At 69.4% G+C, this 13,210-nt stretch carries 11 protein-coding genes; 2 read left to right on the top strand and 9 right to left on the bottom strand.

Translation table 11 applies throughout. The annotated features are described in order from the left end of the window. Positions 1–10: 10 nt before the first annotated feature. The 4 genes from ON21_RS04685 to ON21_RS04670 all read right to left on the bottom strand — a co-directional run bounded on the left by ON21_RS04685 (position 11) and on the right by ON21_RS04670 (position 2,863). A complete protein-coding gene (locus ON21_RS04685; RefSeq protein WP_039795698.1) occupies positions 11–1,765 on the bottom strand; it encodes a hypothetical protein in 1,755 nt (584 codons plus the stop codon). A 58-nt stretch (positions 1,766–1,823) separates the two neighbouring features. After that, on the bottom strand, positions 1,824–2,135 hold the full coding sequence (locus tag ON21_RS04680) for a hypothetical protein (protein ID WP_157170704.1): 312 nt from the start codon (positions 2,133–2,135) through the stop codon (positions 1,824–1,826). 128 nt (positions 2,136–2,263) lie between these two features. Then, on the bottom strand, positions 2,264–2,572 hold the full coding sequence (locus ON21_RS04675) for a DUF6802 family protein (protein ID WP_039795695.1): 309 nt from the start codon (positions 2,570–2,572) through the stop codon (positions 2,264–2,266). 99 nt (positions 2,573–2,671) lie between these two features. Beyond that, the gene (locus ON21_RS04670; RefSeq protein WP_039795694.1) at positions 2,672–2,863 is read right to left on the bottom strand and encodes a PspC domain-containing protein; all 192 of its coding nucleotides are present in this window, start codon (positions 2,861–2,863) and stop codon (positions 2,672–2,674) included. 147 nt (positions 2,864–3,010) lie between these two features. Between ON21_RS04670 and ON21_RS04665 the strand changes: the two genes are divergently transcribed. After that, a complete protein-coding gene (locus tag ON21_RS04665; protein ID WP_039796162.1) occupies positions 3,011–4,666 on the top strand; it encodes an ABC-F family ATP-binding cassette domain-containing protein in 1,656 nt (551 codons plus the stop codon). Positions 4,667–4,699: 33 nt separating this feature from the next. Here ON21_RS04665 and glmM read toward each other — a convergent pair whose 3' ends face one another. The 5 genes from glmM to ON21_RS04640 all read right to left on the bottom strand — a co-directional run bounded on the left by glmM (position 4,700) and on the right by ON21_RS04640 (position 11,652). Continuing rightward, positions 4,700–6,076: a phosphoglucosamine mutase gene (gene glmM, locus ON21_RS04660; RefSeq protein ID WP_039795693.1), complete on the bottom strand. Its 1,377-nt coding sequence runs from the start codon at positions 6,074–6,076 to the stop codon at positions 4,700–4,702. Between the two features lie 215 nt (positions 6,077–6,291). Continuing rightward, positions 6,292–6,801, bottom strand: coding sequence for a 30S ribosomal protein S9 (rpsI, locus tag ON21_RS04655; RefSeq protein WP_039795691.1), 510 nt, complete (start codon positions 6,799–6,801; stop codon positions 6,292–6,294). After that, on the bottom strand, positions 6,798–7,241 hold the full coding sequence (gene rplM / locus ON21_RS04650) for a 50S ribosomal protein L13 (protein ID WP_039795689.1): 444 nt from the start codon (positions 7,239–7,241) through the stop codon (positions 6,798–6,800). The genes rpsI and rplM overlap by 4 nt, the downstream gene beginning before the upstream one ends. A gap of 174 nt (positions 7,242–7,415) precedes the next feature. After that, positions 7,416–9,053: a hypothetical protein gene (locus ON21_RS04645; RefSeq protein WP_444543657.1), complete on the bottom strand. Its 1,638-nt coding sequence runs from the start codon at positions 9,051–9,053 to the stop codon at positions 7,416–7,418. A 106-nt stretch (positions 9,054–9,159) separates the two neighbouring features. Then, positions 9,160–11,652, bottom strand: a complete 2,493-nt coding sequence (locus ON21_RS04640; protein WP_039795685.1) for an FHA domain-containing protein — start codon at positions 11,650–11,652, stop codon at positions 9,160–9,162. 143 nt (positions 11,653–11,795) lie between these two features. Here ON21_RS04640 and ON21_RS04635 point away from each other — a divergent pair, with 143 nt between their 5' ends. After that, positions 11,796–13,205, top strand: a complete 1,410-nt coding sequence (locus ON21_RS04635) for a neutral zinc metallopeptidase (RefSeq protein ID WP_373281100.1) — start codon at positions 11,796–11,798, stop codon at positions 13,203–13,205. The last annotated feature ends 5 nt before the right edge of the window (positions 13,206–13,210 follow it).

Raw genomic sequence — 13,210 nt, 5'->3', positions numbered from 1 at the left:
CCGACCGGGCTCACAGTGGACCCGCCTCGGCGAACCCCGCGTCCAGCGGCCCCGCTTCGGCGAGTTCCGCGCCGCTGTCCACAGGGGCGTCCGGCTCCGCCTCGCCCTGTTCCGGCATCGGCTTCGGGTAGTGCTCGCCGTCCTCTTCACGCCGAGTGCCCGGCAAGGTTCCGCTCGGTAGTCCGGGCCTGCCGTCCCCGGCGTCCGGTTCCGAGCCTGGCGGGGGCGCTTTCTCGTCCTCCTGAGATTCCGGCACCGGCGACTCCTCGTTCCGGGACTCCGGCGTAAGCGCCTCCGGCGCCGAAGGCTCTGCGTTGTCGGCTTCCGGCTCGGTCGTCGAGATGACCGGTATGCCGTGCTCGTTCAGCTCGAGGGTGAACTGCCGCTCCGCACCCGTGGCATCGGAGAGCAGCAGTGCCAACCGGCCGTCCGGCCCCATCTCGAACTTCACATGCTGACCGCCGATATCGAATTCCGCCTCGGCGTGGAACTTCTCGTTCCGCGCTTCCTCGCTGCGGTCCTCGGCTTCGGCACGCTGCGGATCGGCGCTGTGCACGAGCTTCTCGATCGCGTCGTCGACACCGCTCTTGATGATCCCGCTCAGCGCGGACACGCCCTGCTCCACCGCCTGGCCGAGACCCGTTGCCACCGGCACGAATTCCCGCGCCACCTGGCTGAGTGCGGCGAGACCGTCGAGCGCGGGCATCCTGAGCGCGGGGGCGGTCGGAACGCTGGGTGCGCTCGGGGTACTCGGCGTGGTCGGCGAGTCCGGTGTGGTCCACGCGGGAACGGTGCTCGGCGCCGTGCTCGCCGGGACCGTGGCGGCGGGCGCGCCCGGCGGCCCGGGGGCACTTGTCACCTGCGGCTTGTCCTGATCGACCGGTGTTCCGGGTTGTGGTTTCGACGGGCCTTCCGGACGCGGGTAGGACTGCTCGGACACCTGCGCCAATGCGTCGGTGAGGTTCTTGTACTGGTCGGTGAACAGTCGATCGACCTCGGCGCAGACGTCGACGTACGACGCCAGTTTGCGGTCGAAGTCCGGCTTGAACGTCTTGGTCAGCCACTCCTCGGTGACGCTGCGCACTCGGTCGCCGTACGCGCCGGTGAGCAGATTCCTACTGTCGGAGTTGATGAAACCGAGCACGCTTTTGTTGATCTTGTCCTCCGGCACGGCGAGAGCCGGGAAGATGCGGCCGAGTTCCCGGACCTGGTCCGCGTCGATCCATTCGCGTGCGTTGTGCACGTCGACGATGACCTTCACCTCTTCCGGCGTCTTACCGTCGATCGCAACCGCTTTGCTGCCGCCTACCGGCCCCTCCAGCAGCTCCCGGGTGGCGAATGCCTTCGCGGCCACCGCCGACCGCAGCGAGCTCGCCATGTCCGCGATCACGGTCATGGCGGCCCTGGCGTGCTGCCGGTCCTCGTCGGCCAGGACCGATTGTTTGCCGAGCATATCGAGCGCCGCGGCGGCCGCAGGTCCCTGCCACAGTTCGGGCAGCCGACGGGCGTAGCTCTGCTGCGCGTCCCATTGCCGGTCCACTTCGGACAGAGCGATTTTCAGCGCCTCCCCTGTCTGCTCCAGCTTCTCCAACCGCACGCCGCGCTGCTCGTCGTACATCGCCAGCAGCTTGCCGACGTCACCGCGCCCCCCGTTGCCGCCGAACGCCGCCTCGTACAACGGCAGGAACTGGATCCAGTACTGCAATCCCGCGCTGCCCTCGTCCAGGAGGGTGTCGATCGACTTGCCCTGCCAGGAAACCGTCATGATCCCGACTCCTCGAATGTGCGGCGTCGCCGGTGCGAGCACATGTCATTCGGCGGTCTCATGTCTTGTTCGTCTCGGAGGCGCGCTGCTGGTCGGTCTCGGCGTAGGCCACCACGGCGGCGCCGAGCGCGTCGGCGGTCGCGGTGGTGGCGTCACTCCAGTTACGCAGCCACGAACCGATCCGTTCCAGCCCCTGATGCACCGCGATTCCCTGCGGCGCGTAGTTCCGGCCCGCCTCGCCACCCATGCCGAACAGGTGATCGGCAACTCGCTTCGCCTGATCGCGGACGGCGTCCGCCGATCTGCGATAGTCGCTGCCGAGGGCACCGAGCTCCCCCGTCCGGACTCCGACCATTTCCGACCCGCCCACGACTCCCCTCCGTCCTCGTAGTGTCGTTGCGCCGACGCGGATCTCGTTCGCGCCGGAATGCCGCCGTACTTCCTTCGACGCAACACAGCGACACTCGGTTCCCCCGAATTCCGCTCTCGCGGATTCGGTCAGCTGCCGATCTTGCCTTTGTCGGTGCGGACCCACTCGGAGGTGCCGTCGGGATGGCGGTGGAATTCCCATGCGGCGTAGTCGCCGTCCTTCTCCACCACGGTGACGTGGTCGGCGAAGCCGTCGTGGTCGTAGTCGGTCCAGACCTGCATCGCCTCGTCACCCGTGGTGGTGATGGTGTCGAGCGAGCCGTCGCCGTCGATGCCCTGCGTCGGATGGTGCAGTTCGATCGCACCCAGGCCGTCCAGTGACGAGGACGCGTCGATGCCGAGTAAATCCAGGCCTGGGAATTCGCTCGAGGTGATCATGACCCCTCCTCAGCAGGACTCGAACCGGTGGTGCGGCGCCGCTCGAGCGGCATCGTTCCATCCTGTCACTCGCGCGGGCTCGACGCAGCCCCCGCGGGTTCACTTCTTCGGCATCAACAGCCACAGCACCAGGTAGATGACGAACTGCGGACCGGGCAGCAGGCACGACACCACGAACAGCAGACGGACGACGTTGGCGTTCCAGCCGAGGTACTCGGCGATGCCACCGCAGACGCCTGCGATCCACTTGTCGTGGGTGGAGCGGGTGAAACGGCGGGTGGGGGCGGTCATTGGTCTTCCCTCTCGTGCGGTGATCGCTACGTCCTCCACTGTGCCCGTCTCCGCAGGCCCCGCCATCGGTCCGGTGACGGATACCGACCCTGATTTCTCCCGGGGTCGATCTCAGGGTGCGACCCCGAGCACGGCAGACTCGTGCTGGTGAGCACCACTCTGCATGCCCGCGGCCTGTCGGCCGGCCACGGCGAGCGCACGCTGTTCGCCGACCTGGATCTGACCCTCGCGCCGGGCGACGTGATCGGCCTGGTCGGCGTGAACGGCGCGGGCAAGTCGACGCTGCTGCGCATGCTCGCCGACCGGCACGCACCCACGGGCAGCATCACGCTCAGTCCCCCGGACGCGACGGTCGGTTATCTGGCCCAGGAGGCGCAGCGGATCGACGGCGAGACCGTCCTCGAATTCCTGGGCCGCCGAACCGGAGTCACCGAGGCGCAGGCCGCGATGGACGCCGCGGCCGAGCGCCTCGCCGACGGCGGGCCGGACGAGTACTCCCCCGCGCTGGAGCGCTGGCTCGCCCTCGGCGGAGCCGATCTGGACCAGCGTGCCCACGAGATCGCCGCGGATCTCGGCCTCGCGGACAGCCTGCCCAGCGGCTTGGACACGCCCATGACCGGTCTGTCCGGCGGTCAGGCCGCGCGCGCCGGACTGGCCTCGGTCCTGCTGTCCCGCTTCGACATCCTGCTGCTGGACGAGCCGACCAACGACCTGGACCTGGACGGCCTGGCCCGGCTGGAGCAGTTCGTCGCCGGTGTTCGGGTGCCGCTGATGGTGATCAGCCACGACCGGGAGTTCCTGGCGCGCACCGTGAATCGCGTCGTGGAGCTGGATCTCGCGCAGCAGCAGGTCGGGTCGTACGACGGCGGTTACGAGTCGTACCTGATGGAGCGCGAGATCGCGCGGCAGCACGCGCGCGAGGCGTACGAGGAGTACGCCGACACCAAAGCGGGCCTCGAGGCCCGTGCGCAGATGCAGCGCAACTGGCTCGAGCACGGTGTCCGCACCGCCCGCCGCAAGGCGCGCGATCCCAGGAAGCTCGACTCGGACAAGGCGGGCCGCAAGGTGCGGGCCGAGTCCACCGAGAAACAGGCCGCCAAGGCCAGGCAGACCCAGCGCCGCATCGAACGGCTCGAGGTGGTGGAGGAACCCCGCAAGGAATGGGACCTGCGCATGAGCATCGCCGCGGCCCCGCGCAGCGGCTCGGTGGTGGCGACGCTGTCCCGGGCGACCGTCACCCGCGGCGACTTCACGCTCGGCCCGATCACCACCCAGGTCGACTGGGCCGACCGCATCGTGCTCACCGGAGCGAACGGCTCCGGGAAGTCGACTCTGCTCGCCCTGCTGCTGGGAAAACTCCGGCCCGACACCGGGACCGCGAGCCTGGGCTCCGGCGTCGAGATCGGCGAGGTCGACCAAGCACGCGGGCTGTTCCGCGGAACCACGGCTTTGGCCACCACTTTCGGCATCGAACTGCCGGAATGGCCGGAGGCGGAGGTGCGCACACTACTGGCGAAATTCGGTCTGCGGGGCCCACACGTGCTGCGGCCGTGCGACACCCTCTCCCCCGGTGAACGCACCCGCGCCGCCCTCGCCTTGCTCCAAGCCCGCGGCGTGAACCTGCTCGTGCTCGACGAGCCGACCAACCACTTGGACCTCCCCGCCATCGAACAACTGGAGCAGGCCGTCGAATCCTTCACCGGCACACTCTTGCTCGTCACCCACGACCGCCGCATGCTCGACACCGTCCACGCGACCCGCCGCTGGCACATGAACGCGGGCGTACTCACCGAAACCCACTGACCCACGGCCGCGGCACTCACGGCGCGCGAGCGATCACACTCCCGCGACTCGCTTGGCGAGGTCGTCCGCCAGTTGGCGCGCCTGGGCCGGGTCGGTGGCCTCCACCATCACCCGCACCAGTTCCTCGGTGCCGCTGGGTCGCAGCAGTACGCGCCCGGATTCGCCGAGTATCCGCTCCGCCTCCAGCACGGCCTCGCGAATCTCGGGTGCGCGTGCGACCACGGATTTGTCGTTGACCGGCACGTTCACCAGAATCTGCGGCACGGTCTGCAGCACGCTCGCCAGATCGGCCAGGCTGCGCCGGGACTGCGCCATCCGCGCCATCAGGCGCAGGCCGGTGAGGATACCGTCGCCGGTGGTGCCGTATCGGGGGAACACCACGTGTCCCGACTGCTCACCGCCCAGCGTGAAGCCGCCGCGCCGCAACTCCTCGAGCACGTAACGGTCGCCGACGGCCGTGGTGCGCACGCTGATTCCGGCCGCCCGCATCGCGATGTGCAGGCCGAGGTTGCTCATCACGGTGGCGACCAGGGTGTCCTCGGCCAGCTCGCCCGCCTCGTGCATGGCGAGGGCGAGGATCGCCAGGATCGCGTCGCCGTCGACCACATTGCCGTAGGCGTCCACGGCCAGGCAGCGGTCGGCGTCGCCGTCGTGCGCGAGCCCGAGATCGGCGCCGTGGCCCACCACCGCGGCCCGCACCTGGTCGAGATGGGTCGAACCGCAGCCGTCGTTGATGTTCAGACCGTCGGGCTCGGCGTTGATGGCGATCACCGTCGCCCCCGCTTCGCGATAGGCGGCGGGCCCCACTTCCGCGGCGGCGCCGTGCGCGCAGTCGACCACCACGGTCAGCCCGGACAGGTCCTGCCCGGTCGCCTCCACCAGGTGCTCCACATAGCGTTCGTGGGTGCCCGCGAGGCTGTACTGATCCGGGATGTCCGACCCGTGATCACGCGCGCCCGCCGCGTTGCGCACCCGTCCGATGCCCGCGCCGGTCGGGCGGAACGGCGTCTCGGCGGTCACGAGCGCCTCGATCCGGTCCTCGATCGCGTCGTCGAGTTTGTGGCCGCCCGCGGCGAAGATCTTGATCCCGTTGTCGGGCATCGGGTTGTGCGAAGCGGAGATCATCACGCCGAGGCAGGCGTCGTACAGGCCGGTGAGGTAGGCGACGGCCGGGGTCGGCAGCACCCCCACCGAGAGCACGTCCACTCCCGCCGCGGTCAGCCCCGCGGTCACCGCGGCCTCGAGCATCTCACCGCTGGCCCGCGGGTCACGCCCGACCACCGCGAGCGCGCGCTTCTTGCCCCGGCTCAGGATCTGCGCGGCCGCGCCGGAAACGCGCAGCGCCAGCTCCGGACTCAGTGACTCGTTGGCAAGCCCGCGGACTCCGTCGGTGCCGAACAACCGTCCCATACCTCGCCCCTCATTGATGATCTGTGGCGTGGGCGCCGGCCCCGGAGGCACCGGCTCGTGCACCACGAAGGCCCCGCGAACGCCGCGTCTTCATATAGCGCGAGAGCAGGCGACCAGCTGTTCGCTGGGAGCCTGCTCTCGTACAGCTGCCGCGTCGACCGTACCGCGTCCGGCACCGCGAGAGTGCCGGATGCGGAGGGTCGACGATGCCGAAATCAGCGCTTCGAGTACTGCGGCGCCTTGCGCGCCTTCTTCAGACCGTACTTCTTGCGCTCGGTGGCACGCGGGTCACGGGTCAGGAAGCCGGCCCGCTTGAGGGCGGGACGATCCTCCGGGGTGACCTCGATCAGCGCGCGGGCGATGGCCAGCCGCAGGGCGCCTGCCTGGCCGGACGGGCCGCCGCCGACCAGGCGGGCGTGCACGTCGAAGGACTCGGTGCGCTCGACCGTCACCAGCGGCGACTTGACCAGCTGCTGGTGCACCTTGTTCGGGAAGTAGTCCTCGATGGTGCGGCCGTTGAGCACGAAGTTGCCGGAGCCGGGCAGCAGGCGCACGCGCACGACGGCCTCCTTGCGGCGGCCGACGGTCTGCACCGGGCGGTCGATCACGATCGGAGCGTAGGACGCCGAGGCCTCGGACTCCTCGTAGCCCGCACCGTCCTCGACAGCCTCGGCAGCGTCGAATTCCTCGACGTAGTCCTCGTTGAATTCCTCGGGAGCGGTCACTGGGCCACCTGCTTGATCTCGAACGGAATGGGCTGCTGGGCGGCGTGCGGGTGGGTCGGGCCCGCGTAGACCTTCAGCTTGCCCGCGATCGCGTTGCCGAGCTTGTTCTTCGGGATCATGCCCTTGACGGCCTTCTCCACGAGCCGATCGGGGCGGCTCTCCAACACCTGACCGACGGTCCGCGACTTGAGGCCGCCCGGGTGCCCGGAGTGGTGGTGGATCAGCTTGTCCTGCCGCTTGTTGCCGCTGATGGCAACCTTGTCGGCGTTGATGATGATGACGAAATCGCCACCATCGACGTGCGGGGCGTAGGTCGGCTTCGTCTTGCCACGCAGCAGATTCGCTGCCTGGACGGCGAGACGGCCGAGCACTACGTCAGTGGCGTCGATGACGTACCACTTACGGGTCACGTCACCCGCCTTGGGGCTGTACGTAGGCACAGTGCTTCCCTGTCTGTCGTCGGTGTTGCCAGCCGAGCGTGCGGTCGAGGTGTTCCCGGCGGCCGGTGGAGACCCGGGACTCGGCGGACGTCCACCCGATTCACCAGGAGTCGGCCGGACGTTCCACACGCCAACGAGCCACCATACCAGTGGGGTATCGCGGGAAGAAATCCGTCAGATCTCGATCGGCGGGCCGAGGTCGATGGCGCCGGGCGGGCCGGGGACCAGGTAGCGCAATGTGTCGACGTCCGGACGCCCGCACTGCGCGGCCCTGTCCTCCGCTTCCCGCTGGTTTCCCCGGGTAGCGGTGACTCCTGGTCTCGGCTGGGTGGTCGCGTAGGGCGCGGTCGGACACCCGACCGGCTCACCCCCGGCCCCCTCCTCCGCGACGACCGATCCCGCGTCGAGGACGACCGGCTGCGCGGTCAGCTCCACCTGGTGATTCCCGGACGGAAGCGCGACCACCGCCAGCGCCACCGCCCCGACGACGGTGTTGGCTCCGAACAGGTTGCCCTTCATCTTGTTCCACAGTTTGCCCTTGCGGTGCTGGTCCGCGTCGTCGGGCTCGGCGCCCTGGTCCTGCCATGGTCCCTGCCGCGGCCGGCCCGGGTAGGACGACTCCGGCGCGCCCGGATAGGGCGTACGCGCGCCGAGCGGCGGCACCGGACCACCGGGCGGCCCAGCGAGCTCGCCGGGCGGACGACCGCCGTCCTGCTGCTCGTCCGGCGCGCTCGGCGGCCGGGTGAAGCGGCTGCCCAGCTCGGCGAGGTTCGGCGGCAGGCCGCGGGGCGCCTCGTCGCGCCCGATCCTGGTCGTCGTCTCGTCGGGCTGGGTCGGGTACCCCGGGCCGTACTGGACGCCGGGCACCCGCCTGCCCGCGTCCGTCTGCTGCGGCGGGTACTGCGCCTCCACCGGGCGCGGCGCGGCGGGCGCGGGCTCGGCGTGCCTGCCCGCGGACTCCGGCTCGGCCGCCTCCGGATCGCTCACCAGCAGATGCGCAGCCCCGAGGACGAGCGCATGCATCGGATGGTCGGCCACGTGCAGGCGGTGCCCGAGATGGTTCTGGAAGGCCAGCCGCAACGCGTCGTTGAAACGCACGTTGCCCGACAGCAGGACCGTCGAGGTGTCCGCCCCGATGGATCGGGCGGCCGCCATGACCTCGATCACGACGTCGTCCGCCGACCTGGCGTCGCGCATGGCCTCAGCGTCCACCGGGACGTCGACCGACTCGGTGGGCTGCTCGTCGTCGCCGTGCACCGCGACCACCAGCATGCCGCGGCCGTCGGAGTACACACCGGTCGCGCCGATGCCGTTCGGCCTGGCCCGGTCCGGCGGGTGCACCAGTCCGAGGGCGCGGACGTAGCCGGACAGCGCGACGCTCTCCGGCAGCGGTTCCACGACGACATCGAGCTGTTCCACCATCGAGGCGTAGACATCGATCTTCTCGTCCGGCCAGCTGTCCGGATAGGGCAACGCCACCAGGTCCGGTTTGCCGCGCAGGTGCTTGCCGATCTCGGCGAGCGGGTTGTACAGGCGCGCGCGGAACACCAGCTCCGCGGGCCAGGTCGCGCCCGCGACCACGATCTGCGGATGCCCGAGGATGTCGCGCACGTCGGCGATCGCCATCCCGAGATCGGGTCTGTTGCGTTCCACGCCCGCCGTGTGCAACCGGCCCGACGAATCCGCCAGCAGATAGGCCGGCGGCGTCCACATGCCCTCCACCTGCACCGGGCGGATGGGGACGCCACCGCCACCGGCCGCCACGGACACCACATCCCAACCGAGATGCACTGCCCCTACTCGCACCGTCACAGGCATAAGTGTGCCCGGTTCGCGGCCGAGATGCTCGTCGTCGCCGTCCCACGCCGCCGGGCGCCGCTCGCGCGGACCGGGGCGAAGGCGGGCCGTCCGAACCGCGTCACGCGGCCGACTTCTTCAGTCGCAACCGGCGCCAGGTGATGACCGCGAGCACCACGGTGATCAGCAACAGCACGCCGACGTCCAACGCCCAGATCTCCGCCTTGTGCTGCCAGAGCGTGTCGGCCTGCGCGTTCAGGAACAGTTCGCGAATGTTCACCGTCGACGCGCCCGTCGCGTATCCCCAGCGAGCCGGGAACAGCCAGGACACCTGCTCCAGCACGACCCGCCCGGTGACCGGGATCAGGCCGCCCGCCATCACCAGCTGGCACATGATGGCCACCACCAGCAGCGGCATCACCTGTTCGTTCGACTTGGCCAGCGACGAGAGCAGCAACCCGACGACCACACAGCAGATCGCGGTCAGGGCGATATCGATGTACAGCTCCGCACTGCCGGAGGCCAGCACCGCACCCTGGCCCGGACGCTTCTTACCCGCGAGGACGATGCCGACCAGCACCGCCGATTGCAGCAGCGCGGTCAAGCTGAACACCGCGATCTTCGCCATCAGGTACGCCGAGGGCAACAGCCCGACGGCGCGTTCACGGTGGAAGATGGTCCGTTCGCCGACCAAGTCGCGCACCGTGAGCGTGGAGCCCATGAAGCAGGCGCCGAGAATCAGCACCACCAGCAACTGTTGCGTCTCACTTCCGCCTTCGGGCACGAATGTGCCATCGGGCAGCGCCTTCAACGCGCCGCGCTGGAAACCGTTCTTCCCCGGCACGACCAGGGACAGGCCGCCGAGGATGAACGGAAGCAGCACCAGGAAGGTCAGATAGCCGCGGTCGGCCAGGATCAGCCGGATCTGCCTGCGCGCCAGAGTCGAGAACTGCTTGCCGCGACTGGACTGCGGCGGACTGCCCGCAGGCCCGTACGGCTGCACGGGCGGCGGGGGCGGCGGCGCGGACGCCTGCCGGGAGCGGTAAGCGGCGAACGCCTGATCCGGGTTGGCCGCGACATCGGCGAAGATCTCCGCCCAGTCGCTGGTACCGAGCGTCGCGCCGACACCGGCCGGATTGCCGCAGTAGGCGGTCTTGCCGCCGGGGGCGAGCAGCAGCACCTGATCGCACATGTCCAGATGCGCCACCGAGTGGGTCACCACGATCACCACGCGGCCGGCGTCGGCGAGTTCGCGCAGCATCACCATGACCTGGCGGTCCAGTGCCGGGTCCAGGCCCGAGGTCGGTTCGTCCAGGATGAGCAGCGACGGGCCGGTCAGCAGTTCCAGCGCCACCGAGGCGCGCTTGCGCTGACCGCCGGACAGGCGGTCGACCCTGGTGTCGGCGTGCTCGGTGAGCGAAAGCTCTTGCAGCACCCCGTCGATGACCTTCTGCCGGTCTTCCTTGCTGTTGTCCCTCGGCAGCCGCAGCTCGGCCGCGAAACCGAGCGCCTGGCGCACCGTGAGCTGGCGGTGCAGCACGTCGTCCTGCGGCACCATGCCGATCCGGGAACGCAGTGCCTCGTACTCGGCGTGCAGATTGCGGCCTTCGAAGGTGACCACGCCGCCCGAAGGCCGGGTGGTGCCCGCGATCAGGCGCGACAGCGTCGATTTACCCGCTCCGGACGGGCCGATCAGCGCGGTCAGCGTGCCGCGGCTGGCCGACATGTTCACGTCGACGAGCAGTTGCTTGTTGCCCTCGACGGTGAAGCCGACCCCGTGCACCGCGAGACCCTGCTCGGCGACCGGCTTCTGCCGGTGCACCAGCGTGCCCTGCTGGACGACGAAGTCGACGTTGCCGATGGTGATGATGTCCCGCTCGCGCAGCACCGCCCGTTGCTGACGGTGCCCGTTGACGAACGTGCCGTTCGCCGAGCCGAGGTCCTCGATGGCCAGACCCTCGGCGGAGGCGACCAGGCGGGCGTGCTTGCGGGAGGCGAGCGGATCGTTGACGACGATCTGATTGTCTGTGGTGCGGCCGATGCTCAGACCGGTCTGTGGGATCCGGTCGGCGCGGGCGACGGGCGCCGTGCTCGCCCTGGCCCGGACCGGCGGCATGTTCGAGGTGTCCGCCCTGGTCGTCATGTTGATGTTCACCGCGGGCGCCGGTGCGTCCTGCGGAGGCGGATAGTGCGGACGCTGGAACTGCTGCGCGGGCCGCCGGACTCCGTGCGAGGGCGGGCCCGGGTGCGGCGCCTGCGCCGGATGCGGCGGGCGCACGGAAGGCCGGTGCGGCGGTTGCGGGTTCGCGGGCAGCAGGTGCAACAGCGGGCCGCTGATCGCGTCACCCAGCCGGACCTGCGTGGGGCGGTCGATCGACACCGGCTGGGTCAGCCTGCGCGCGTCCACGAACACCCCGTTGGTGCTCTTGTTGTCGGTCAACACCCAGGCGCTGCCCTGCCAGGCCAGCGTCGCGTGCACACGCGAGACGAGCGGGCTGTCGACGAAAAGCGTCACCTCCGGCGCGCGGCCCATCGTGACCTGCTGGCTCGAATCGAATACTCGTTCGTTTCCATCATGGCGCACGGTGATGGTCTGCGCCCCCGGTGAAGACATGCAGCGGATACTATTCCATCACCCGGACATCGGCGGTGCCCCCGATGCGCCAAATGCCCCGATCCGGCGACCGATGTGAACGTTGTAGCGGCCGACTAGGGGGAGCCTTGCCGAGAGTCCGAGCGACCGCGCTGGTTGCGACGTTGCTCAGTGTTCTACTGCTGGTCGGCGGCTGTATTCGAGTGGTCGACGGCCGGGCCGTCTCCGTCTACGACGATCCGTTCAAGGTTGCCGGGTTGCCCACCACGAGCGGCCCCAGCGGCCCACGCACCGGCGTCCCGGACAGCACGCTGACCGCGGCCAACGGTGACGGCGGCGCCGTGGACACCCTGGCGCTCAACGCCGTCGACGACATCCAGACCTACTGGCGGGGCGAGTTCGGCAAGGAGTTCCAAGGCGAGTTCAAGCCGGTCGAGAAGCTGCTGTCCTGGAGCGCCAAGGCCGGGCGTCCGGAGTCGCTCGAGTTCTGCAAGGAGTCCACCTACCGCTTGGTCAACGCCGCCTACTGTCGCCTGGACAATTCCATCGGCTGGGATCGGTCGGTGCTGCTTCCCACCATGGAGGAGACCTTCGGGAAGATGTCCGTCGTGATGGTGCTCGCGCACGAGTACGGGCACGCGGTGCAGACCATGGCCAAGATCGTCGGGCCGAAGGATCCGGTGATCGTCAAGGAACAGCAGGCGGATTGCTTCGCGGGCGCTTTCATGCGGCACGTGGCCGAGGGCAAGGCCGCGCACTTCACGATCAATACGTCCGACGGTCTCAACTCCGTGCTCGCCGCCACCGTCGCCATCCGCGACTCCGACCCCGATGACCCGGAGAGCGTGCACGGCTCCGCCTTCGAACGGGTCACCGCGGTGCAGATCGGTTTCACCGACGGCCCCAAGGCATGCAAGGGCATCGACCAGGAGGAGATCGACCAGCGCCGTGCGAATCTGCCGCAGAGTTTCAGCGACGACACCGGGCGCGGCGAGTACCCCATCACCAAACAAACCCTGGTCGAACTCACCAAAGCCCTCAAAGCCATTCTGCCGATCGGCCACGAGCCGACCTACGACTACTCGCGTGCGAAGATCGATTGCCCCGATGGTGTGGTGACCGAACCGGTCTCGTACTGCCCCGCCGAGAACACGATCGCCACCGACATCCCCGCTCTCGCCGAGCGCGGCACCTCGAGCTCCGGCGCGGACGACCCGCTGCCGCTCAAGGTGACCGGCGACTACAACGGCTACATCGTGTTCATCTCCCGGTACACCTTGGCCGTCCAGCAGAGCCGCGGCCAGAGCCTGGTCGGCGCGAAAACCGGACTGCGCGCGGCCTGTCTGTCCGGAGTGGTCACCGGCAAGCTCGCCGAATCCGGGCGACCGGTCAGTCAGGGAGATATCAAGCTCGCCGCAGGCGATCTGGACGAGGCGGTGTCGGGGCTGCTCACCGACGGCTTGGCCGCGAGTGACGCCCAAGGCAAGACCGTGCCGAGTGGCTTCTCCCGAATCGAGGCCTTCCGCGCCGGAGTCCTGAACGGCGAAAGCGTATGCGCCGCGCGCTATTCCTAGCGCGG

The organism is Nocardia araoensis NBRC 100135 (assembly GCF_000308435.1).
Lineage (GTDB): Bacteria > Actinomycetota > Actinomycetes > Mycobacteriales > Mycobacteriaceae > Nocardia > Nocardia araoensis.
This window is presented reverse-complemented; position numbering and strand designations above follow the sequence as displayed.

What these genes read in the sequence shown, in the direction of transcription:
- ON21_RS04640 (WP_039795685.1), bottom strand. Translation starts at nt 11,652, where the DNA reads ATGTCTTCACCGGGGGCGCAGACCATCACCGTGCGCCATGATGGAAAC.
- ON21_RS04675 (WP_039795695.1), bottom strand. Translation starts at nt 2,572, where the DNA reads ATGATCACCTCGAGCGAATTCCCAGGCCTGGATTTACTCGGCATCGAC.
- ON21_RS04685 (WP_039795698.1), bottom strand. Translation starts at nt 1,765, where the DNA reads ATGACGGTTTCCTGGCAGGGCAAGTCGATCGACACCCTCCTGGACGAG.
- glmM (WP_039795693.1), bottom strand. Translation starts at nt 6,076, where the DNA reads ATGGGACGGTTGTTCGGCACCGACGGAGTCCGCGGGCTTGCCAACGAG.
- ON21_RS04670 (WP_039795694.1), bottom strand. Translation starts at nt 2,863, where the DNA reads ATGACCGCCCCCACCCGCCGTTTCACCCGCTCCACCCACGACAAGTGG.